General features: G+C 59.8%; 18 protein-coding genes. 12 read left to right on the forward strand and 6 right to left on the reverse strand.

Going from position 1 to position 20,652, the window contains the following annotated elements; all coding sequences use genetic code 11:
• Positions 1-80: 80 nt before the first annotated feature.
• The gene (locus VGU25_06860; protein HEV2576913.1) at positions 81-437 is read left to right on the forward strand and encodes a helix-turn-helix domain-containing protein; all 357 of its coding nucleotides are present in this window, start codon (positions 81-83) and stop codon (positions 435-437) included.
• Between the two features lie 8 nt (positions 438-445).
• On the opposite strand, the gene VGU25_06865 is transcribed toward VGU25_06860, so the two are convergent.
• Both VGU25_06865 and VGU25_06870 read right to left on the reverse strand, forming a co-directional pair.
• Positions 446-1,828 (reverse strand): MFS transporter, encoded by a 1,383-nt coding sequence (locus tag VGU25_06865; GenBank protein HEV2576914.1) that lies wholly within the window; start codon positions 1,826-1,828, stop codon positions 446-448.
• A 184-nt stretch (positions 1,829-2,012) separates the two neighbouring features.
• On the reverse strand, positions 2,013-3,788 hold the full coding sequence (locus VGU25_06870; GenBank protein ID HEV2576915.1) for a M20/M25/M40 family metallo-hydrolase: 1,776 nt from the start codon (positions 3,786-3,788) through the stop codon (positions 2,013-2,015).
• 105 nt (positions 3,789-3,893) lie between these two features.
• On the opposite strand from VGU25_06870, the gene VGU25_06875 reads away from it, so the two are divergent.
• Positions 3,894-4,850, forward strand: coding sequence for a COX15/CtaA family protein (locus VGU25_06875; GenBank protein ID HEV2576916.1), 957 nt, complete (start codon positions 3,894-3,896; stop codon positions 4,848-4,850).
• Positions 4,851-4,858: 8 nt separating this feature from the next.
• On the opposite strand, the gene VGU25_06880 is transcribed toward VGU25_06875, so the two are convergent.
• On the reverse strand, positions 4,859-5,305 hold the full coding sequence (locus VGU25_06880; protein ID HEV2576917.1) for a hypothetical protein: 447 nt from the start codon (positions 5,303-5,305) through the stop codon (positions 4,859-4,861).
• A 247-nt stretch (positions 5,306-5,552) separates the two neighbouring features.
• Between VGU25_06880 and VGU25_06885 the strand changes: the two genes are divergently transcribed.
• The 4 genes from VGU25_06885 (at position 5,553) to ppk1 (ending at position 11,385) form a co-directional block, all read left to right on the forward strand.
• Complete coding sequence (locus tag VGU25_06885; GenBank protein ID HEV2576918.1) at positions 5,553-7,301, forward strand: sodium:solute symporter family protein; 1,749 nt, start codon at positions 5,553-5,555, stop codon at positions 7,299-7,301.
• A 94-nt stretch (positions 7,302-7,395) separates the two neighbouring features.
• The gene (locus VGU25_06890; GenBank protein HEV2576919.1) at positions 7,396-7,638 is read left to right on the forward strand and encodes a hypothetical protein; all 243 of its coding nucleotides are present in this window, start codon (positions 7,396-7,398) and stop codon (positions 7,636-7,638) included.
• A 57-nt stretch (positions 7,639-7,695) separates the two neighbouring features.
• Positions 7,696-9,108 (forward strand): L-fucose/L-arabinose isomerase family protein, encoded by a 1,413-nt coding sequence (locus VGU25_06895; GenBank protein HEV2576920.1) that lies wholly within the window; start codon positions 7,696-7,698, stop codon positions 9,106-9,108.
• Positions 9,109-9,219: 111 nt separating this feature from the next.
• The gene (gene ppk1, locus VGU25_06900; GenBank protein HEV2576921.1) at positions 9,220-11,385 is read left to right on the forward strand and encodes a polyphosphate kinase 1; all 2,166 of its coding nucleotides are present in this window, start codon (positions 9,220-9,222) and stop codon (positions 11,383-11,385) included.
• Here the strand turns inward: ppk1 and VGU25_06905 are convergent.
• Positions 11,375-12,193: a hypothetical protein gene (locus tag VGU25_06905; GenBank protein ID HEV2576922.1), complete on the reverse strand. Its 819-nt coding sequence runs from the start codon at positions 12,191-12,193 to the stop codon at positions 11,375-11,377. The genes ppk1 and VGU25_06905 overlap by 11 nt on opposite strands.
• A 109-nt stretch (positions 12,194-12,302) precedes the next feature.
• On the opposite strand from VGU25_06905, the gene VGU25_06910 reads away from it, so the two are divergent.
• Both VGU25_06910 and VGU25_06915 read left to right on the forward strand, forming a co-directional pair.
• Complete coding sequence (locus VGU25_06910; GenBank protein HEV2576923.1) at positions 12,303-14,051, forward strand: pitrilysin family protein; 1,749 nt, start codon at positions 12,303-12,305, stop codon at positions 14,049-14,051.
• Entirely contained in the window at positions 14,048-15,541 is a 1,494-nt protein-coding gene (locus VGU25_06915; GenBank protein HEV2576924.1) for a pitrilysin family protein, read from the forward strand. Before VGU25_06910 ends, VGU25_06915 begins: the two co-directional genes overlap by 4 nt.
• Positions 15,542-15,563: 22 nt before the next feature.
• Here the strand turns inward: VGU25_06915 and VGU25_06920 are convergent, their stop codons facing one another.
• Positions 15,564-15,974, reverse strand: a complete 411-nt coding sequence (locus VGU25_06920; protein ID HEV2576925.1) for a hypothetical protein — start codon at positions 15,972-15,974, stop codon at positions 15,564-15,566.
• A 171-nt stretch (positions 15,975-16,145) separates the two neighbouring features.
• Between VGU25_06920 and pdxS the strand changes: the two genes are divergently transcribed.
• Positions 16,146-17,159, forward strand: a complete 1,014-nt coding sequence (gene pdxS, locus VGU25_06925; GenBank protein ID HEV2576926.1) for a pyridoxal 5'-phosphate synthase lyase subunit PdxS — start codon at positions 16,146-16,148, stop codon at positions 17,157-17,159.
• 56 nt (positions 17,160-17,215) lie between these two features.
• On the opposite strand, the gene VGU25_06930 is transcribed toward pdxS, so the two are convergent.
• Positions 17,216-17,365: a hypothetical protein gene (locus VGU25_06930; protein ID HEV2576927.1), complete on the reverse strand. Its 150-nt coding sequence runs from the start codon at positions 17,363-17,365 to the stop codon at positions 17,216-17,218.
• Between the two features lie 98 nt (positions 17,366-17,463).
• Here VGU25_06930 and pdxT point away from each other — a divergent pair, with 98 nt between their 5' ends.
• Genes pdxT through VGU25_06945 form a run of 3 tightly spaced genes read left to right on the forward strand, consistent with a single transcriptional unit; the run spans position 17,464 to position 20,630 of the window.
• On the forward strand, positions 17,464-18,078 hold the full coding sequence (pdxT, locus tag VGU25_06935) for a pyridoxal 5'-phosphate synthase glutaminase subunit PdxT (protein ID HEV2576928.1): 615 nt from the start codon (positions 17,464-17,466) through the stop codon (positions 18,076-18,078).
• A gap of 30 nt (positions 18,079-18,108) precedes the next feature.
• Positions 18,109-18,873, forward strand: a complete 765-nt coding sequence (locus VGU25_06940; protein HEV2576929.1) for a cytochrome C oxidase subunit II — start codon at positions 18,109-18,111, stop codon at positions 18,871-18,873.
• Entirely contained in the window at positions 18,870-20,630 is a 1,761-nt protein-coding gene (locus tag VGU25_06945) for a cbb3-type cytochrome c oxidase subunit I (GenBank protein HEV2576930.1), read from the forward strand. Before VGU25_06940 ends, VGU25_06945 begins: the two co-directional genes overlap by 4 nt.
• The last annotated feature ends 22 nt before the right edge of the window (positions 20,631-20,652 follow it).

Genomic DNA, 20,652 nt, shown 5'->3' on the forward strand with positions numbered 1-20,652 from the left:
CGCGACTTTATACTGACTCATATGTTTGTACTGACAAATTTGTCAGTATGACCGTTGTTGCATGCAGGAGAAGATGAAGAATGGCCGTTTCCAAGAAGGAGATGTCTCAATGCCCTATTGACGCGATGCTTTCGGTGATCGACGGGCGTTGGAAGGGCACGATCCTGTGGAGATTGTCAGACGGACCGATGCGCACCAGCGAGCTGCGTCGCAGTATCCCGGAGATCACCGAACGGATGCTGATCCGACATTTGCAGGAGCTGGTGCAGGACGGCATCCTGATTCGCCGTCAGGAGACGACGGTGCCCCCGTGCGTGCGCTACTCCATCTCGAAGTATGGGATTACGCTACTGCCGGTGCTGGAGACGATCTGCAGTTGGGGGGGTAAGCATCTGCAACGGGTCAATCGAGCGACGGGGGTGCGCTCGCGCAACTAACAACTGCTTTAGGCGGCGACCTCTTCCGGCGGCGCGCTTTCTTCAATTTCGATCTGTTCCAGACTCTTGCCTTTGGTTTCCGGCAACATTCGGGCTGTCACGAAGAAGCCGATGAGGCTGGCAACGGCCGCCGCGGCTTCAGCTCCCGACAACCCCTTCCAGTGCATCAGGAACGGAAAGAGAAAAACGCCGAGAAAGCCGCCGAGTTTGCCCATTGCGGCGGAGATTCCATGGCCTGTTGTGCGTACGCGCACTGGGAAGATCTCGGACGGATAGACAAAGGTTGTGGCGTTTGGCCCAAACTCCGTGAAGAAGAAGCTGAGACCGTAGATGAGAAGGAATGGGATGGTCATCGCCTCGATGTTCGGAATGAAGGCGAGCAACGCGAACGTAATGGTCATGACGGCGAAACCGAGCAGTTGGATGACCTTGCGGCCCAGCCGATCCATAGTGAAGACAGCGACCGCGTACCCTGGAGCGGCAAACACGACGAAGATTACGAGCTGTGTCAGCGTCTTGCGCAATAAGGAATGGTCTCCGTGCAGCGCGGCAAGCACGAGCGGACTGGAAACGGTATTTCCGTAGTAGGCGGCATCCATCAGAAACCACGCAGCGCTCGCACCGATCAGGCGCCGGAGTAGGCGTTTCTCGCTAATGAGCCGATGGAAGCCCTCCCAGAATGAAAATACTTTGGCAGGGCGGCTGAAGCGAGTGGAATCCACAAGACGCCGGTTACCTGCTTCAAACCTGCCGGTTGCCGCCAGGAAACGGGGAGTCTCTTTGAGGTTGCGCCGGGACCAGTAGACTCCGAGCGCGGGGATCGCGCCAAATCCGAGGAGAAGTCGCCAGATGAGCGCATGGGAGAGATGCGTAGTGAGGAGTGCCGATGCCAAGAGCGGGCCGAGGATCAAGCCGACGGCCTGCATGGTGAACACGAGCGTGACAAGCAGGCCACGCGAGTCCTTTCCGGCATATTCGGCCATAATCGTCGCGGAAACCGGATAGTCACCCCCGATGCCGACACCAAGGAGGAACCGAAGTCCGATGAGCCACCAGATATCTGGCGCAAACGCACAGCCGAGAGCGCCCGCGGCAAGCATCAGAACTTCGAGGCCGTAGATTCGCTTTCGGCCCAACATGTCCGCGAGCCGTCCGAAGAGAATGGCCCCGAAAGCAGAGGCTAAGAGTGCGCTGGATTCCACCAGCCCCTCTTCGAGCCGGGTGACGTGCCAGATGGGCCGGATGAGGGCCATGACAACGCCGATGATGAAGAGGTCATAGGCGTCCGTGAAGAAACCCATCCCTGAAATGAACAATATCTTCCAGTGCTGCCGGGAGATGCGTGCGTTATCCAGATCGCTGAAGTCTGCCGTCGAACGCAGGTGCTCCATGCAGTCGTTCCTCAATTCCTGGAGTTATAGGATGCCCCGCGACGCGGCCGCGGCCAAACCTGAGCCGGTTTGACCTCGATCGAATCAGGTTATGGGCAGCCAGTACATAATGCCATCAATTGGCAGGTCGTGGCGCAGCCAACTAGAACGAGAGTCAGTAGAACTATCGAACCGATCCAGGCGTTCACTTCGTTGCGTCTGGCATGAGATTTGATGCAGTCTTCTTCTCGAGCTCAGGGTGCGGGAAGGGGTTGCGCGGAAGCATCTGATCGCGCATAGCTGCGTTGTAGAGAAAGATCGCTTCGACAACGGCCGCTTGCTTGAGATCATCCGGTGAGAGGCGCTCGTAGGTGTCCTGATTGGTGTGAACGCTGCGCGTCTCGTAATCGCGTGGATCCTGAATGAACTGGAAGCCGGGCAGACCGACGTTGTCGAAGCTGTCCTGATCTGATGAGCCGCTGGGGCGCATAGTGACGGTGGTAACGCCGAGGTCTTTGAGGGGCGCAATCCACTGCTGAAAGATGGGGACTGCGGCAGCGTTGCCGTCCGCGTAGATGCCCTGCAGCTTGCCACCGCCGTTGTCGAGGTTGAAGTAGGCAGAGAATAGCGAGAACTCTGGTTTCGGCGTGATAGGACCGGTGATCTGGCGAAGGAAGACGGGCACGGCTTCCTGCTCGGGCGTGGTTGCGTAGCCGATGGTGGCGAGGTGTTTATCGACATAGCCGAGCGAGCCGAACTCGCCCTGCTCTTCACCTGACCATAGGGCGACGCGAATGGTGCGACGCGGCTGCACATGCAGAGCGGTGAGAATACGCATTGCTTCTATCGCAATAATTGCGCCTGCGCCGTCGTCGGTCGCGCCGGTGCCGGCGATCCAGCTATCGAGGTGACCGCCTGCCATCACGATCTGATCTCTGAGCTGTGGATCCGTTCCGGGAATGTCGGCGATGGTGTTGTAGCCCTGCTCGTGGTCGCCGGTGAACTGCGTCTGCACGTTGAGAGCGAGGCTGACGGGGACCTTGTGCTCGAGCAGGCGCGAGATGCGACCGAAGGCTTCGTCGGCCAGAACGACGGAGGGGATGGGCTGCTTGTGGTCGGGCATGTAAACGCGCTGGCCCATTGCCTCGTTGTTGTCGTCTTTCATGATGCCGCCGTCGCCGCCGTAGCTGGAGACGAGGATGGCAGCTGCGTGCTGGTCGGCAAAGAACTTAGAGATCTTTTCCTTGAAGTTGACTTGTCTGAAGACGTCGGACCAGAAGTCCGGAGTGCTGGGAGAGACGTGCTGCTCCTGGAAATCACCGTTGAGCGGATAGTCGAAGATCTGCTGAAGCTTGGTGTCGTCGTAGTGTTCGAGCAGTGGCTTAGGACTGGGGTTAATCTTCGGTGCCCGGCCATAGAGAATGATCTTTCCGGCGAGCTTTCCTTTCCATGTGTCGAAGTCCTTCTCGTCCCGGAGATACGGAACCGCGATGACGTCGGCTGTGACGAGACCGGGGGTCGCGGGCGACCAGGGCGTCGCCTGCGCGATGAAGACGGCCGTGTCGGGCTTCGTCATGTCGGCGGAGGTTGCGATCTGGCGCCATCCCATGCCGAAGTCGCCCCAGCTTTCGAGGCGAGCGTTGGAGCAGCCCATCGCCGCAAGCTGGTCGCGGGTCCATGCATTCGCCTTGGCCATGTTCGGCGAGCCGGTGAGACGCGGACCGATGTCGTCGAAGAGGGCGGTCGCGTAGTCCATCACACGCGAGTGGTTGAGACCTTCGTCGCGAATACGCGCGTACATTGCGAGGTCGAGAGTCTCTTTATCCGGCTGAAGCTCGGGATGAGTGTAGTCGTAACCGCGAGGCGCGGGTCTTGGAGCGGGTGCAGTCTTGTGGTGTTCACCTTCGGACGCCTGACAAATGCAGAAGGTCAACAGAGCTGCGATGGCGCGAGTCGCCCAAAAGGTTTTACTCAAAATCATCTTTCGTCTCCAGCGAAGTGATACGCGCGTCCTTGCGTTGCAGTTCACATGACAGGGACGATCATCGCCCGCAGGTAGTCGCCGACACACTCGTACAATCAAATCATGGGCACCGCGCATTCCGAGCGCAATCGGCGATCACTCTCCATGTATGCGGCAGGTGTGCTCGGATTCATGATCCTGGTGATTTTGTGGGGAGCGGTGGTGCGCGCGACGGGGTCGGGCGCGGGCTGCGGCGACCGTTGGCCGCTTTGTAATGGTGATTTCTTTCCACATCATCCGCGGATCACGACTGTGATCGAGTACACGCATCGCTCGATGAGCGGGATTTGTACGGCACTGGTTGCGGTGTTGATTGCCTGGACGTTTCTGGGGAGGCCGAAGGGCGATCGCGCGCGGAAGGCGGCAGTGTGGTCGGGAGTGCTGCTGATCACGGAGGCTCTGCTGGGCGCGGTGCTGGTGCTGGGTGGGTACGTGCAGAGCAACGCGTCAGACATGCGAGTGCTGGTGCAATGCATTCACTTCACGAACACGATGCTGCTGCTCGCGGCCCTGACACTGACGTGGTGGTGGTTGCGGAGGGACTCGGCGGGCGGAATTGCGAATCTGGACGGAACGCGTACGGCGGCGTGGCTGGCGATCGCGCTGACGATTATCACGGGGGCGACGGGCTCAGTCGCGGCGCTTGCGGATACGCTGTTCCCTTCACCGTCATTGCGGGAGGGTTTCGCGCAGGATTTCGCGGCAAATGCACCGCTGCTGGTGCGCATGCGGTGGCTGCATCCAGCAGCGGCGGTTCTGGCGCTGGTCGCGGCGATTGTTCTTTGCCGGTATGTCTCTCGAACAGGCGCGCGATGGATTGCCGGGTTGCTGTTGCTGCAGGTTGTGGTTGGGGCGGGTGACCTGCTGGCGCTTGCGCCGGTGACTCTGCAGGTGTTGCACCTGCTCGGCGCGGATCTTTTCTGGATCGCGCTGGTCGCGGTTGCGTCGGAGTTAATCTTCGCGGTCAGGCCGGTCCGCGCGACGGCGGAGCCGGCCATGATCTCAGCGCAGCGTTTGTAAAAGGCCGGCTAGCGCGGGGGGTTGGACTCACTTTCAGGCTTGCCGTCGATCTCGTGGGTCGCCTTTTTCGTGCCGTGCACAGTGTCATTGCCTACGGTCCGGCCGGCGTCTTCCGTCTTGTGGGTCGCGACGACCGTGCCGTGTGCGGTTTCATGCCCGGCAGTACGGGTGCCTTCGGCAGTCTTGTGAGCGGCGACCTTTGTGCCATGTTCGGTATCGCGCGTCGCTGTCCTGGCGCCTTCGGCGGTTTTGTGAGCAGCAACCTTCGTGCCGTGCTCGGTGTCGCGAGCGGCAATCTTGGTGCCCTTCGCGGTGTCGTGGCCCACCGTCTTACCGGCGTCCGCGGTGTCATGACCGGCGTTCTTCATGTCCTGTCCTACGGTTTGAGCGTGGACAACCGGGCCAAAAGCGAAGACGCCAAGCGCGGACGCCAACAACAAGCTCTTCAATTTCATCGTGCTTCTCCTCCGTGTTTCGTTTCTTAGACGCAGGATGGGGTGACGGCGGCAGTGGGACATGTAGACTGCACGGGTTTCACTCTACCAAGAAAGCGCTTACATTGGGCTGGTGAAGCAAGGGGACGTTCCTGTATAGTTGCTCCGTTCCCGAAGCCGAGCATCTCGCGCAGATTTCAGATGAGATTCTTCGCGGGCACAAACAAATGCGCCACGGGCCTTGGCCCGTAGGCTCCCAAGGTGATTCATGCAGCCATTGGCAGCGATGCTGCTCTTTCAGAACCGGCAACTTACGCATCTTTCGCCGGTCGACATCATCATCCTCCTCCTGTACTTCGCGGTGGTCGTATTCATCGGCTTCTACGTAAAGGGGTCGACGAATACCAGCGAAGAGTTCTTTCTGGCCGGCCGCGAGATGACGGCGTGGATCGCTGGATTGAGCTTCGTGTCGGCGAATCTTGGCTCGCTGGAACTGATGGGATGGGCGGGCTCGGCGTACCAGTACGGCATCCTGGCGACGCACTGGTACTGGATTGGCGCGATACCGGCGATGCTCTTTTTGGGCATCGTGATGATGCCCTTCTATTACATATCGAAGACGCACTCGGTACCCGGCTACCTCCAATTGCGGTTCGGCGAGGGAGCGCGGGGACTCGCGGCGATCTCGTTCGGTTTCATGACGATCCTGATGTCCGGCGTGAACATGTACGCGATGGCGCTGGTGATGAAGGTCATCCTTGGATGGGACATCAACTTCTCCATCTGGGTGGGGGCGGCGACAGTCGCGCTGTATGTGATGTTGGGCGGATTGCGGTCCGCGATCATCAATGAGGTGCTGCAGTTCATCCTGATCTGGGCGGGCGCGGCGCTGATTCCGATCCTGGGGTTGATCGAGGCCGGCGGCTGGACGAACCTGAAGGCACAGATCGCAGTCAACGTGGGAAATACCACCTACACGCATATGTGGTCGACGCTCGGGCACTTCAAAGACAACCCCATGGGAATTAACTGGGTCGGCATCGTCTTCGGGCTCGGCGCGATCATCTCGTTCGGCTATTGGACGACGGACTTTCTTGTCGTGCAGCGCGTGCTGAGTGCCCACAACCTGCGTGCGGCCAAGATGGCTCCGGTTCTCGGTGCGGCGTTCAAGATGGCCGTGCCACTTATCGTTATTGTTCCGGGCCTGCTAGCGCTCGGCGTGCTACGTGACCCGAACACGCATCAGATTATTCATCTCGTTGGTCAGGACCAGGTGAGCGCGGCGCACCCGTACAGCTACAACGAGGTGCTTCCGCTGATGCTGATCCGGTACTGCGGACCCGGTCTGCTGGGCCTTGGCATTACGGCTCTCGTTGCGGGCTTTATGAGTGGTATGGCTGGCAATGTTTCGGCGTTTTCGACCGTGTGGACCTACGACATCTACGGCGCGTATATGAACAAGAAGGCGCCGGATAAGCACTACGTGCTGATGGGCCGCTGGTCGACGATTGTCGGCATGCTGATCTCGATCGGAACCGCGTACCTGGTGATGAATGCGGCGTCGATCATGGATTACGTGCAGGCACTGTTCAGCTTCTTTATCGCGCCTTTGTTCGGCACGGTCATTCTGGGCATGCTGTGGAAGCGGGCCACGAACTGGGGCGGCTTCCTGGGATTGCTCGCGGGTACGGCCTCATCGATTGGGATGTGGGTCTACACGAACTTCGGCACTGCGGCACACAAGGCAGACGCGCTGGCACATATCGCACTTTCGCGCGATGCGCAGCCGATGGCCAACGACATGTTCCGGGCGTTGTGGAGCTGGATCATCTGCGTTCTGGTTACGATCATCGTCAGCTACATGACCACACCCAGGCCCGAAGCCGAACTGAATGGGCTTGTGTACGGCGCAACGGTGATTCCGGACGATGGCGCCACCACAATCTGGCAAAAGCCGATATTCTGGGCCTGCGTCGTCGCGGCGGTGTTCGTCGTGCTAAACATTATTTTCTGGTAGAAAAGCGACAGATTTGGGACCGTTCCGGGGATAATATTTCTGGACAACAAACAAGCTGGCGATTGGTAGATTTCGCACGGAACGGAGGGACGCGATGGCACTGGGTACAGGACGCGGAGAACGGCTCTCGATTTGGTTCTTTGTAGGGATCATGACGCTGTCCTACGGCATTGTGCTGTTTCCGTATGGGGCGTGGGAGTGGTTCGGGAACCATGAACCGGGAACGGTGTTGAATAACCTGCACCCGACGTTCTGGTGGGGCCTGCTGCTTCTGCTGTTCGGTGGCTTCTATACATTTCGCTATCGTCCGCGGCCCGGTGACAAGGACGTCGCCTGAGCGCATCAAGGGGTCTGAGCGCGGCCAATTGCCGCATTACGAGGAGTTCACAGCAGTATGGGTAGAGAGATGACAATGGGAGTCGTGGTCGGCAACCGCGGCTTTTTCCCGAGCCACCTGGCCACGAGCGGACGGCTGGAGATTGTCGCTGCGCTGGAGGCTGCCGGCATCAAGCCGATCGTGCTTTCGCCAGAGGAGACCGCGCATGGGGCCGTTGAGACTTATGAGGATGCGAAACGGTGCGCTGAGCTCTTCAAAAAGCACGCAAATGAAATCGATGGCATCATCATTACCCTGCCCAACTTCGGCGAGGAGCGTGGCCTGGCCGACACACTACGGCTGGCTGATCTGCGTGTTCCCGTTCTGATTCAGGCCACGCCGGATTCGCCCGGCAAGATGGGCATTGCCTTTCGTCGCGACAGCTTCTGCGGCAAGATGTCGATCTGCAACAACCTGAAGCAGTACGGCATTCCCTACACGCTGACCACACTGCACACGGAGGCACCGGACTCCGCGGAGTTCAAGGCAGATCTTGCCTGGTTTTCTGCGATCTGCCGAATTGTGCGCGGCTTCCGCAATCTGCGGCTGGGCGCAATTGGCGCTAGGCCGGCCGCGTTCAACACGGTGCGGTACTCGGAGAAGCTGCTGGAGCGATCCGGGATTACAGTGGACACGCTGGATTTGTCAGAGGTGTTCGGTGGTATTTCTCGTCTGAAAGACAACGACGATGCGGTGCAGCAGAAACTGGCCGCGATCAAGGGTTACATTCCAATCAACAACACGCCTGAAGAAGCGCTGCTGAAGATGTCGAAGCTCGGCGTAGTAATCGACAAGTGGATGAGTTCGCATGAGCTGACCATTTCTTCAGTTCAGTGCTGGACGTCGATGGAGGAGTTCTTCGGCGTGGTTCCCTGCACCGTGATGTCGATGATGAGCGAGAAGCTGATCCCGTCGGCATGCGAGGTGGACACGTTGGGCACGCTGTCGATGTACGCTTTGTCGCTGGCGAGTGAGACGCCTTCGGCGTTGCTGGACTGGAACAACAACTACGGCGAAGACCCGAACAAGGCGGTGTGCTTCCACTGTTCCAATTTGCCGAAGCACTTCTTCCGTGAAGGCGTGAAGATGGACTACCAGCTCATCATCGCCGGCACGGTGGGCAAGGAGAACACACACGGCACACTGGACGGGACCGTGAAGGCCGGCGATATGAGCTTCGCGCGATTCTCTACCCTGGACCTCGAGGGCCGGATCGCGGGCTACTGCGGGCAGGGACGGTTCACGGACGACCCGCTGACGACTTTTGGCGGCGCGGGTGTTGTCGAGATTCCTAATCTGCAGAACCTGTTGCATTACATATGCGAGAACGGGTTTGAGCACCACGTTGCGGCGAACTTTTCGCATACGGCGGATGCGGTGTACGAGGCTGCCAGCAAGTACCTCGGGTGGCGGATGCATCGACATCAATAGATTTCCTAGTGCAGCAAGGGCCGCCAATCGGCGGCCCTGCTCTTTTGAGTAAACCATTCAATTACTTCGGTTTTAGGCGCGTTCTGCGCGATGCGCTACCCTTGAAGGAGTATGGCGGCTGGAGCAACAGCGATACGACGGCGGACAGTCAAGCGGAAGAAGGGCGCGGTAGAACCCTCCGTGAATCCGCTGGAGAGTCGTTATCTGAACCGGGACGAGACGTGGCTTGAGTTCAATCGCCGTGTCCTGGAGGAGGCGGACGATCCTACGAATCCGCTGCTGGAGCGAGTTAAGTTTCTAGCGATCACAGCCAGCAATCTTGACGAATTTCTCGAGATCCGCGTGGCCGGCATCCTCCAGCAGATCGAAGAGGACCTGGGCTCCTTTCAGGCCCTGGACGACACAGGATTAACGCTTGTGCAGCGGCTTAAGCGCCTGGGTGAGCACTTGCATGAGTTCACGCGCGAGCAGGCAGTTGCATGGAATGATCGGCTCGCACTGCAATTGGACGCGGCGCAAATCCGGATCGTGCGCTGGCGGCAGCTCTCGCGAGCAGATCGCGCGTTTGCAACGCGTTACTTCGAAGAGCAAGTTGATCCGCTGCTGACGCCGGTGACGATCGATCCTTCGCATCCGTTCCCCCGAGTGCTGAACAAGGCTTTGTGTCTTGCGTTGCTGCTGAGACTGAAGCGTCGCGCCCGCTCCACGACGCCGCCATCGTTGGGCGTAATTACGATTCCGCGTTCGCTACCGACGCTGATTCAGTTGCCGAACGGAAATGGCAGGCATGATTTTCTTCTTCTTGATGAGCTCATCAAAGCGCACGCCGACCGGATGTTCCGTGGCTACAGAGTGCTGGGTATGGGCGCCTTCCGCGTGACTCGCAACAGCAATTTGTACTTGGAAGAGGAAGAGAGCCGCACGGTGCTGGAGAGCGTTGCGGAGGAGTTGCATAACCGGCGCAAGGGTGATGTGGTGCGCATGGAGATCGACTCGGCGGCGTCCGATGAGATTGTCGAGAGATTGAGCCTCAACTTCGAGCTCGACCCCTGGCAGATATTCGCGACGGATGCGCCAGTCAACCTTTCGCGCGTGATGGATCTGTATAACGCGCTCCATATGCCTGATCTCAAGTTCCCGGAGTTTCATGGACGACGCGTGCGATTGAGCAAGAACTCAAATGACATCTTTGACGAACTGCGCAAGCGTGATCTGCTCTTTCATCATCCGTACGACAGTTACAGCGCGGTCGAAAATTTCATTGAGGCCGGCACGACAGATCCGAACGTCGTATCGATCAAGCAGACGCTGTATCGCACGAACGCGAACTCGCCCATCTTTCGGGCTCTGACAGAGGCCGCGCAGAGGATCGATGTAACCGTGGTCGTTGAGTTGATGGCGCGATTTGATGAGGCGTCGAATATCCGCTGGGCGCGCGAACTGGAAGACGCCGGCGTGCAGGTGTACCACGGAGTTTTCGGATACAAGACGCACTGCAAGCTCGCGATGCTCGTGCGGCGCGATCCCGATGGCGAGTTGCGCAGTTATGTGCATCTTGGCACCGGCAACTACAATCCGGTGACGGCGCGGTTCTATACAGACATAAGCCTGCTCACTGCCCGGCCAGAGATTACTGAGGCAGTGCAACGGGTGTTCCGATATCTGACTGCCGAGTGGGACGCGGGACCCGAGGCGTATCGGCCACTGCTGGTAGCTCCGGTAACTTTGGCGACTGATTTTCTGGGGCTGATCGCGCGAGAGACCGAGCACGCAAGAGCGGGCCGTCCTGCGCGGATCATCACGAAGATCAATGCGTTAGTAGATCTGAAAACGATCGACGCTTTGTATGTTGCATCACAGGCGGGAGTCGAGATTGACCTGATTGTGCGCGGAATGTGTACTTTGCGGCCTGGAATTCCAGGTCTCAGCGACCGGATTCGCGTGCGCTCAGTCGTGGGGCGGTTCCTCGAGCACAGTCGAATTTTCTGGTTCCAGAACGGTGACTCTCCTGAAATTTTCTCGGGCAGCGCAGACTGGATGCAGCGAAACCTGTACGAGCGCTGCGAGGTGGTCTTCCCTGTTCTGGATGCTGCTCTAGCGAATCGCCTGCGCAATGAAATTCTTGAGGCTTACCTGCGCGACGATACGAAGGCGCGGCTGATGCAGCCGGACGGCTCTTACATTCGTGCACAACGCAAAGGTGCCGGATTCGCCGCGCAGGATTGGCTCATGGCTCATGCGCTGGAGGCCGAGGCTGAACTGGCGGTTACGGGGTAGTGCCGAGATCCGGCTGGACGGTCATCACGCTGTCGATCCATGGTGCGTAGTACGAGATGCGAGTGTTGTAGGTTTCGTCGTCGTAAACGAAGTAACGATAGTTGGCGAGCGGACCCACGGCGTACAGTCGCCACATCAGTCCAGCGAGGGTCCACAAGCCGTGCACTTTCATCAGAACGGGGCCACCTTCATCTCCGTTGCCGGGCATGCCTTCGAGCGGAAGTGCCTCGCGCTTTGAGTGAAACTGCAGCTTGATCCAATGACCGTCTGCGCTTTCGATGCGCGTAAAGGCGCGTCGCAGTTCGCTGCGATGGGGCGAGGTTGAGTATTCACCGATGAGGCCGTTGCCTGCTGCTCCCTTGCCGATGATCTCCGCATCTTCATTTCTCTCGTCCTGACCGCGGTAGAGCAGAGCCGGCTGAACATCGCTGACTGGATCCTTCAACTCGATCATCGCGATGTCATCGAGGTCACGCTCGAAGAGCAGCAGCGGCGTCGCGTCGCCGGAATAGAGTTCTTTTGGAGTGGGTTTGTAACCGGGATGGATGACGATGCGCGCGACCGGCCGAGTAATGCCGTTGATGGTGACCTCGTGGATGTCTTTGCCATCGACAGCGCTCGCCAGCGTGACTACCCACGCGGGAGCGATGAGGACACCGTGCCCTTCGACGGGAAGATCAGCGAGCGCCGGAAACACTGAAGCTGCGATTTTGTATCTGTCGTCGGGCACATCATGCCGCATGATGATCGCCTGCGCGGTGCCGCAGACAAACGCCAACCCAATCGCCAGCAGACGAGATGCCTTCACGGGAGAACTCCTGGATTGCCCTCAGCATACGCTCGCCGGGCTGTCGTCACTCTAACAATTTCTTGAGCTTGCGTGGCAGCTATGATGAAGTAAGGAGGCTCTCGCCCGCGTGCCTAATTTGAAGCTTTATCTCCCCTGTTTCGCGCTTGCGCTCACCACAGCATGGTGTCCTCCTCGATCGAGCGCGCAACAATCCCAGGCGCACGACCCGTTTGAGAAGAACCTGGAGGCACGCACGGCGGTCAAAGTGCTGCCGAATGGCCTCACGCTTGTCCTTTGCGAGCGTCACGAAGCGCCGGTCTTCAGCTTCTTCACCGAAGTGGATGCGGGCTCGGCGAACGATCCCAGCGGAGAGAGCGGCCTCGCCCACATGTTCGAGCACATCGCCTTCAAAGGGACGACCGAGATCGGGACGAGCAACTACGCGGCCGAGAAGGCGGCGCTGGATAAGGTCGAGACGGCCTACTCGGCCTACGACGCGGAGCTGCGCAAGCGCGTCGGCCAGGATCCGGCCAAGCTGGCGACGCTGAAGAAGACTTTTGACGACAGTGTGGCGGCGGCGGAGAAGTATGTAATTCCGAACCAGTTTTCCGAGATCGCTGAAGAGAACGGCGCTACGGACGTAAACGCGTCGACGGCCGAAGATACGACGCAGTACTTCTGGTCGATGCCTTCGAACCGGCTGGAGCTCTGGGCGTACCTTGAGTCGAGCCGCATTGGTTGGCCGGTAGCACGCGAGTTCTACAAAGAACGCGACGTGGTGCAGGAGGAACGGCGCATGCGCGTCGATTCTTCGCCCGAGGGCCGTCTGGTGGAAGAGTTTCTCGCGGCTGCGTATATGGCGCACCCGTACGGCCGGCCTGGCGTCGGATGGGAGAGCGAAATCTCGCAGGTGTCTGCGACTGAAGCGGACGCGTTTCACAAGAAGTACTACGTGCCGTCGAACATTGTGGTCGCGGTTGTTGGGGATTTCAATATCAAGACGGCGCTTCCGATGCTGGAACGGTACTTCGGCGCGATCCCTGGAGGACCGGCGCCAGAGGGCATGACCACCATTGAGCCGAAGCAGACCGCCGAGCGTGACGTGGTCATGCACGAGGCGACGCAGCCCATCTACCTTGAGGGCTACCATAAGCCGGACTACCGCTCGCCTGATGATGCGGTGTACGACGCGATCACAGATATCTTCTCGAATGGCCGCACCTCGCGGCTTTATCGCTCGCTTGTGCGCGACCAGCGGATCGCAGTGGTTGCGGAAGGATTCAGCGGATTTCCCGGAGTGAAGTATCCGGGTCTGTTCGCGTTCTATGCTGTGCCGATGCAGGGCCACACTGCCGAGGAGATGGCACCTGCGATTCACAAGGAACTCGAAAAGCTGAAGACGACGGACGTCTCTGACGCTGAGCTTGAGCGATTCAAGACGCGCGCACGAGCCGACCTGTTGCGTTCCCTGGGTGACAACTCGACGCTCGCGAATATGCTGGCCGACTACCAGACACGCTACGGCGACTGGCAGGAGATGTTTGGCGAGCTCGACAAAATTGATGCGGTAAGCAAGGCGGACATCCGGCGCGTGGCGCAGCAGATCTTTGTCGACTCAAATCGGACCACTGCACGAATCGAGTTTGCCCCGCCGCATCCACCATCGCCGCCTGTCGAGCCGACACCTCCTCCCGCAACAACCGCGCCTGCGACGACTCCGCTTCCGCCGCCGAGCACAACGCCTGATCAGCCTTCGCAGCCCAAGCCTGCTCAGCCGAACACGCCGGCGAAACCAGTGACTCCGCCAACAACGAATCCACCGGCAAACGCGCCGAAAACGCCACAAGGGTCAGCGGGCAACGGAGGTGCGCAATGAACATCCGCACCTCTCGTGTTTACCTTGCGACTGCGCTGCTCTTGGTTTGTGCTTTCGAACCGGCGCTGCTGCCTGCTCAAACCGCACAACCGATGCAGAATCGACCCGGCACAGAGCCGTGGAAGTCGATTCCGATCCCGCCATTGAACGCCTTCAAACCGGCGGAGCCCACGCGCGTAACGCTTCCCAACGGCGTCCAGCTCTTCCTCGTCGAAGACCACGAACTGCCCTTCATCACGGGCTTCGTGCGCATTCGCGGCGGAAGTCGCGACGAGCCTACAGAAAAAGTGGGCCTCGTCTCGCTCTACGGCCAGGCGTGGCGTACAAGCGGAACTGTAAGCACGTCAGGCGATGTGCTCGATGATCAGCTTGCCGCCAAGGCAGCCAGCGTCGAAACTGGCGGTGCACAGGCGTCTACGTACGTGAGCTGGAACAGCTTGGCGAAGGATTTTGACCCGGTCTTCGCGACTGCACTGGACGTGCTGCTGCATCCGAACTTCCAGCAATCGAAACTTGACCTCGCGAAACGGAGCGAGCTTACGGGCATCCTCCGGCGTAACGACGACGCCTCGGCGATTGCCAGCCGCGAGGCGATTGAGATCGCCTACGGTTCGACCAATCCTTACGGACGCGTCCCGGAGATCGCAACCGTATCGGCCGTCAAGCTGGATGATTTGAAAGCGTGGCATGAGCGGACCGTGGTCGGCGCAAATCTGATTGTCGGCGTGATTGGAGACTTCAAGATTCCGGAGATGGAGGCAAAACTCCGCGCAGGCTTCTCGTCGATTCCGCAGGGCACCCAGTTCCCTGCTGCGAAGATCGATTTCAGCGAGCCGAAGCCGGGCATTTATTTCGCAAACAAAGGCGACGTCGATCAGTCGAATGTCTACATGGTCGGCCTCGGCACAGAGGAGCGCAATCCGGACTTCTATGCGTTGTCGGTGATGAACGAGGTTTTCTCGGGCGGCTTCGGCTCGCGCGTTGTGCAGGAGGTTCGCACAAAGCTTGGGCTGGCCTATGAGGTCGGCGGCAGCTTCGGCGCTGCGTATGACCATCCAGGGCTGTTCGCTGTGGGTCTGGGAACGAAGAGCTCTTCGACGGATGCGGCGACCAAAGCGACCCTGGACGAGGTCCGAAAGCTCCGGACCGAACCGCCGACCGAGGCCGAGCTTCGCAAAGCCAAGGACGACCTCCTGAACAGCTTCATCTTCAACTACGATTCGCCGGAGAAGGTGCTGGGACAGCAGATCACGCTCGCGGTCTACGGATACCCGCCGGACTTCCTCGAACGTTACCGGGCAGGAGTCGAGCGCGTGACGGCGGCTGACGTGGCTCGGGTCGCACAGAAGTACGTACAGCCGGAAAGGCTGGCGATTGTGGTTGTTGGGAACCAGTCAGAGATAACGCCGCCGTTGAACCAGCTCGGGCCCGTGACGCCGCTCGACATCACGATTCCGGGAGCACCGCCGCAGGCCTCCGGCATGCAGTGAGGTTGGGGTGCCGGCTGAATTATCAGCGAGCAGGCGGGCGAGTTTCGGTTCGGAATCCCGCAGCGCTGCGCTCTCGGTGGCGCCAGTGCGACCACCCGAGGAACCAAACTACCGCGAAGGCAATCGCGATGATTGCATTGGCGATGCCTGCTCCGTTGATCAGTCCCTCGAAGTTCGGGGGCGCCCAGGGCTTCACAGTCGCGGCGACCACGAAGGTCATCGCGGCGGTCGCCAAATCGGCAATAACCATAGCCCAACACACCGGCGTGAGCATGATGGAGCGCACCACGGTTTCGGGCGCTCTTGCAAACCACCAGCTCGCGCCGACGACGTTCGATAAAGTAAGAAATGTGAACCACAGCATGTAGACGTCAATGATCGTTCGCGCCCATGCGCCGCCATCCATTGCCACCGGCCATCCGGCACCCTGCATCGATCACCTCGCTATACCGCACAGTCGCAGCCGCTCTCGCTGCCGCGCAGATGCACAATCTGACGAGCCCCAGCTACAGCTCGTCACGATACCAGAATTCGCACCGAACTCGCGGTAAACTAGAAATTGGCGTTCCCGAAAATCTCCTTTCACGCCAGCGGGAGTCCACTTATGCCTCACAAGAACGGTCACAACACTAACGGCTCCGCCGCTTCGCTTCGCCTGAAAACCGGGCTCGCCGAGATGCTCAAAGGCGGCGTCATCATGGACGTTATGAACGTCGAGCAGGCCCGCATCGCGGAAGAGGCAGGCGCCGTCTCCGTCATGGCGCTGGAGCGCGTTCCGGCCATGATTCGGGCCGAAGGCGGCGTCGCCCGCATGGCGAACCCCAAGCTTATCAAGGAGATTATGGCCGCGGTGTCAATTCCGGTCATGGCGAAGGCGCGCATCGGCCACTTCGTCGAGGCGCAGGTTCTGCAGGAGCTCGGCGTCGACTTCATCGACGAGTCCGAGGTCCTGACTCCGGCGGACGAGCAGCACCACATCGACAAGCACGCCTTCACTACCCCGTTCGTCTGCGGTGCGAAAAACCTGGGCGAGGCGTTGCGTCGCATCGCGGAAGGCGCGGCCATGATCCGAACAAAGGGAGAGCCCGGGACGGGCGATGTGGTCCACGCCGTCACCCACATGCGCACCATCGTGCGTGAAATCAAAGCTCTCACTGTCCTCGACGAGACCGAGCTCTATGCCGCCGCCAAAACCCTGCAAGCTCCGTACGAGCTCGTTCGCATGGTTGCCGAGACCGGTAAGCTGCCCGTGCCGAACTTTTCTGCCGGCGGCATCGCCACACCCGCCGACGCTGCGCTCATGATGCAGCTGGGCGCCGAGACAGTCTTTGTGGGCTCCGGCATCTTCATGAAGGAGCGCGCCACCCCACTCGACGTCGAAGTTCATAAGGATCACACCGTCTTCCCGAACCACAAAGACTATGAGGCGGCCGTCGCCAAAGCACAGGAAGAACGCGCTGAAGCGGTCTCCCGCGCCAAAGCGATCGTGCTTGCAGCCGCACACTTCAACGATCCAAAGATCGTCGCCGAAGCCAGCGAAGCTGTTACCGGGACGATGAAGGGCCTTGCTGCCGCCGGCATCGAAGAGCGTGATCGCATGCAGACGCGCGGCTGGTAGTCGTTTTCAGCTTAGCCAAGCGCGACTGGTTCCAGAAGGCGGCTGGTGTCCATCTTTCAGTGAACGAAAACGCTTCCCATCAGCAGCGCGGCAAACAGCACGACAAACGCTCCCGTCACCTTGGGGAACGACTGCTTATAGGCCGCTTCACCCATCGCAAACAGCACCGAAATCACAAATAGGGCCACAGCAAGCAACGTCAACATCAGTGGTTTTTCTCCCGCGCGAAACGATACGCAAACCCGTCAATGATCCGCAAGAGTACCGTCGTGGGACTCGAAAGCCACACTGCTACCCTTGAAGGGTGAGCACCAATTCTTCCCGGACCGGCATCAAGACTGGCGTAAAGATCGGCGTCCTCGCTCTCCAGGGCGCCTTTGACGTCCACGCAAAGCGGCTCGCCGAACTGGGCGCCTCCGCGCACCTCGTCCGCAAGCCGGACGATCTCGCCGACCTCGACGGGCTGGTTATCCCGGGAGGCGAATCCAGCACCTTCCTCAAGCACCTCGAACGCGCCGGCTTCTACGACGTCCTTGACACGTTCGTACGCTCCAGGCCCGTCTTCGGAACCTGCGCCGGCTGCATCCTGCTTGCGAAAGAGGTCACGAACCCGCCGCAGCGCAGCTTCGCCGTACTCGACATTGCGGTTGAGCGGAACGCATACGGCCGGCAGAATGACTCGGTCATTCTCAACGCGCCCACCATGCTGCCCGGAGGCCCGATGGAGATGGTCTTCATTCGCGCGCCACGAATCAGTCACATAGGGCCGGGCGTTGAAATCCTTGCCCGCCGCGATGATGATCCCGTACTCGTTCGCTCTGGGCGCATCCTCGCTGCGACGTTTCACCCAGAGCTCTCCGAAGACCGCCGCGTTCATCAACTCTTCCTCGACATTGTTCTCGAGAATCGCGCGACCTGATTCGGCCTTGTTGCAAACTACAATCACCTCATGCTCTCCGCGCAGGCGATCCCGCCAGCACTCCGCTTCTGGCATCTGCCTGTGGACGGCTCGTGGCATGGGCACGCGCTCGACTCGCATCTGCTGCTCAATCTATGGATTGCTCTGGCGCTGTTCGCGTTTGCGAATCTGCTGCTGATCGTCGGTGTGCTCTCGCGTCGGCGGGCGCATCGCCCGATCCACAAACTCACGCTTGAGTACCTTCCTCTGCTGGCGTTTGCCGCAACATTTTTGTTGCTCGGAAGCCGTGCGAGCTCGCTCTGGGCGACGCAGCGCTATACAGGCGCTGCGCCGGACGCCCTGCAGGTTGAGGTCACCGGGTTGCAGTTTGCCTGGTACTTTCGCTACCCCGGCACAGATGCGACCTTCGGACGCACGCGCAATGAGCTCGTCAACGCCGCTGAGGGCAATCCAGTAGGTCTTGACCCGGCCGACCCGCATGGCGCTGACGATCTCGTTCGACCTCAACTCGTGCTTCCCGCCGGGCGCGAGGTCGACCTTATGCTTCGCGCGGTGGACGTCATCCATGGCTTCGCAATTCCCGAGATGCGCCTGAAGCAGAACGCCGTTCCCGGCCAGACGCAACATATTCACTTCACGCCGGAGCGCCCGGGCGACTACGCGATCCTGTGCACGCAGGTCTGCGGCCTTGGCCATTACCGCATGCAGGCGATGTTGCGGGTCCTTCCCGCAGCAGACTTCAATAAGTGGCTCACGGAGCAGGAACGCGGCCTGACCGCTGAGGTGCAACCATGAGTGCGCCCTCGCAGAGGCTCCGCACCACGCCCGCGCGCGTGCATCGCATTGGTCGCGCCCTTACCTCCACGACGCACCGCAATATCGGCTTCGGTTATCTCGCGATTTCGGCCACGGCACTCATCTTCGGCACCATCCTCTCGTGGCTGATGCGAATTCATCTCTCCTGGCCTGATTGGAAGCTTCCGCTGCACGGGCCGATTCTGCCAGAGGACTATCTCGCGCTTGTCACGATGCACGGTACGCTGATGCTCTTCTTCGTCCTGACGGTCGCGCCGCAATCGGGTTTCGGCAATCTGATCCTTCCTGCGCAGATTGGAGCGCGTCGGATGGCCTTCCCGCGCCTCAATGCTCTCGGCATGTGGACGACGGCCGCGGCTCTCCTCGTCCTTCTCTGTGCGTTCCTTGTGACCGGCGGTAGTCCTATTGCAGGCTGGACATCCTATCCTCCTCTCTCGGTTACGCCACTCGCAGGCCCCGGCGAAGGAGCTGGGCAGGATGTCTGGCTCGCAAGCATCGCGCTCTTCGCGATTGGCGGAACTATCAGCGCGGTTGTGATGCTCACCACCATCGTGAAGCTCCGCTGCCCAGGGATGACCTGGCTCCGGGTGCCGCTCACCGTATGGGGATGGTTCACCGCCGCACTGCTAGCTGTTCCGGCATTCTCCGTTCTTCTCGCAGCAATAGTCCTCTTGCTTTGCGATCGCCATCTCGGCAGCGCATTCTTCATCCCGCACGGCGACGTCATCAACTCCACACTCGTCTCGCATCATGGCACCGGCTCGCCGTTGCTATGGCTGCATCTCTTCTGGTTCTTCGGCCACCCGGAGGTTTACATCGCCATCCTTCCCGGCATGGGCCTTACCTCGATGGTTATCGCAAACTTTTCGCGGCGGCGTGTCTTCGCCTACCGCCTGATGATCGCGACTACGCTCGCCATCGGCTTACTTGGACTGCTCGTGTGGGGTCACCACATGTTCGTTGCCGGGATGAATCCCTTCGCCGGAACGGCATTCGCCGCTGCCTCACTCGCGATCGCCGTCCCCGCGACAGCAAAGGTACTGAGCTGGATTGCGACATCCTGGCGTGCGCGTCCGTGGTTGTCCACTCCGATGCTCTTCGCGCTGGGATTCGTGTCGCTCTTCATCGCCGGCGGTCTTAGCGGAATCATAGTTGCCCAGCCCATCCTCGATGAGTATCTGCACAACACGTTCTTCATCGTCGGCCACTTCCATCTCATCATGGCGATGGCCGGAGTCTTCGGCCTCTTCTGCGCGACGTACTACTGGTTTCCTTTGCTCGCGCAGGGTCGCATGCTGTCCGAACGACTAGGAAAATGGCACTTCTGGCTCACGCTGCTCTTCACCTACACCACGTTCCTTCCTATGTATTTCTCTGGTCTGGCCGGCGAGCCGCGCCGCTACGCGCAGCTCACCGGGCTCAACCCGCCCGCACAGGCACTTCTCGGCGCGCATCAGGTGCTTCAGTTCCACATCACGGGCGGAGCCTTAGCCCTCGGCTTCACGCAACTCCTCTTCCTGTTCAATATGGTGCAGTCATTGCGTTTTCCCTCGATTCGGACCGATAACCCATGGTCTGCGACGACGATGGAATGGGCTCCTCAGGCGATGCTCGAACCTTCGCCCGACCTCCCAGTGCCGGTGGCTTATAACCCTCCTTGTCATTACACCGACGACGGGACCTCCTTCACGCCACAATGGGAGTGTCCACAGCCATCCACCGCTGAACAGGAGTAAGCTGTTGTTGCCCGTTGATTCC

The organism is Acidobacteriaceae bacterium, assembly GCA_035944135.1.
In the GTDB taxonomy this organism is placed as follows: domain Bacteria; phylum Acidobacteriota; class Terriglobia; order Terriglobales; family Acidobacteriaceae; genus Granulicella.

Coding starts and splice junctions, on each gene's coding strand:
- pdxS (HEV2576926.1), top strand. CDS start 16,146: ATGCCTCACAAGAACGGTCACAACACTAACGGCTCCGCCGCTTCGCTT.
- VGU25_06880 (HEV2576917.1), bottom strand. CDS start 5,305: ATGAAATTGAAGAGCTTGTTGTTGGCGTCCGCGCTTGGCGTCTTCGCT.
- VGU25_06865 (HEV2576914.1), bottom strand. CDS start 1,828: ATGGAGCACCTGCGTTCGACGGCAGACTTCAGCGATCTGGATAACGCA.
- VGU25_06930 (HEV2576927.1), bottom strand. CDS start 17,365: ATGTTGACGTTGCTTGCTGTGGCCCTATTTGTGATTTCGGTGCTGTTT.
- VGU25_06915 (HEV2576924.1), top strand. CDS start 14,048: ATGAACATCCGCACCTCTCGTGTTTACCTTGCGACTGCGCTGCTCTTG.
- ppk1 (HEV2576921.1), top strand. CDS start 9,220: ATGGCGGCTGGAGCAACAGCGATACGACGGCGGACAGTCAAGCGGAAG.
- VGU25_06875 (HEV2576916.1), top strand. CDS start 3,894: ATGGGCACCGCGCATTCCGAGCGCAATCGGCGATCACTCTCCATGTAT.
- VGU25_06890 (HEV2576919.1), top strand. CDS start 7,396: ATGGCACTGGGTACAGGACGCGGAGAACGGCTCTCGATTTGGTTCTTT.
- VGU25_06945 (HEV2576930.1), top strand. CDS start 18,870: ATGAGTGCGCCCTCGCAGAGGCTCCGCACCACGCCCGCGCGCGTGCAT.
- VGU25_06885 (HEV2576918.1), top strand. CDS start 5,553: ATGCAGCCATTGGCAGCGATGCTGCTCTTTCAGAACCGGCAACTTACG.
- VGU25_06870 (HEV2576915.1), bottom strand. CDS start 3,788: ATGATTTTGAGTAAAACCTTTTGGGCGACTCGCGCCATCGCAGCTCTG.
- VGU25_06895 (HEV2576920.1), top strand. CDS start 7,696: ATGGGTAGAGAGATGACAATGGGAGTCGTGGTCGGCAACCGCGGCTTT.
- VGU25_06920 (HEV2576925.1), bottom strand. CDS start 15,974: ATGCAGGGTGCCGGATGGCCGGTGGCAATGGATGGCGGCGCATGGGCG.
- VGU25_06940 (HEV2576929.1), top strand. CDS start 18,109: ATGCTCTCCGCGCAGGCGATCCCGCCAGCACTCCGCTTCTGGCATCTG.
- VGU25_06860 (HEV2576913.1), top strand. CDS start 81: ATGGCCGTTTCCAAGAAGGAGATGTCTCAATGCCCTATTGACGCGATG.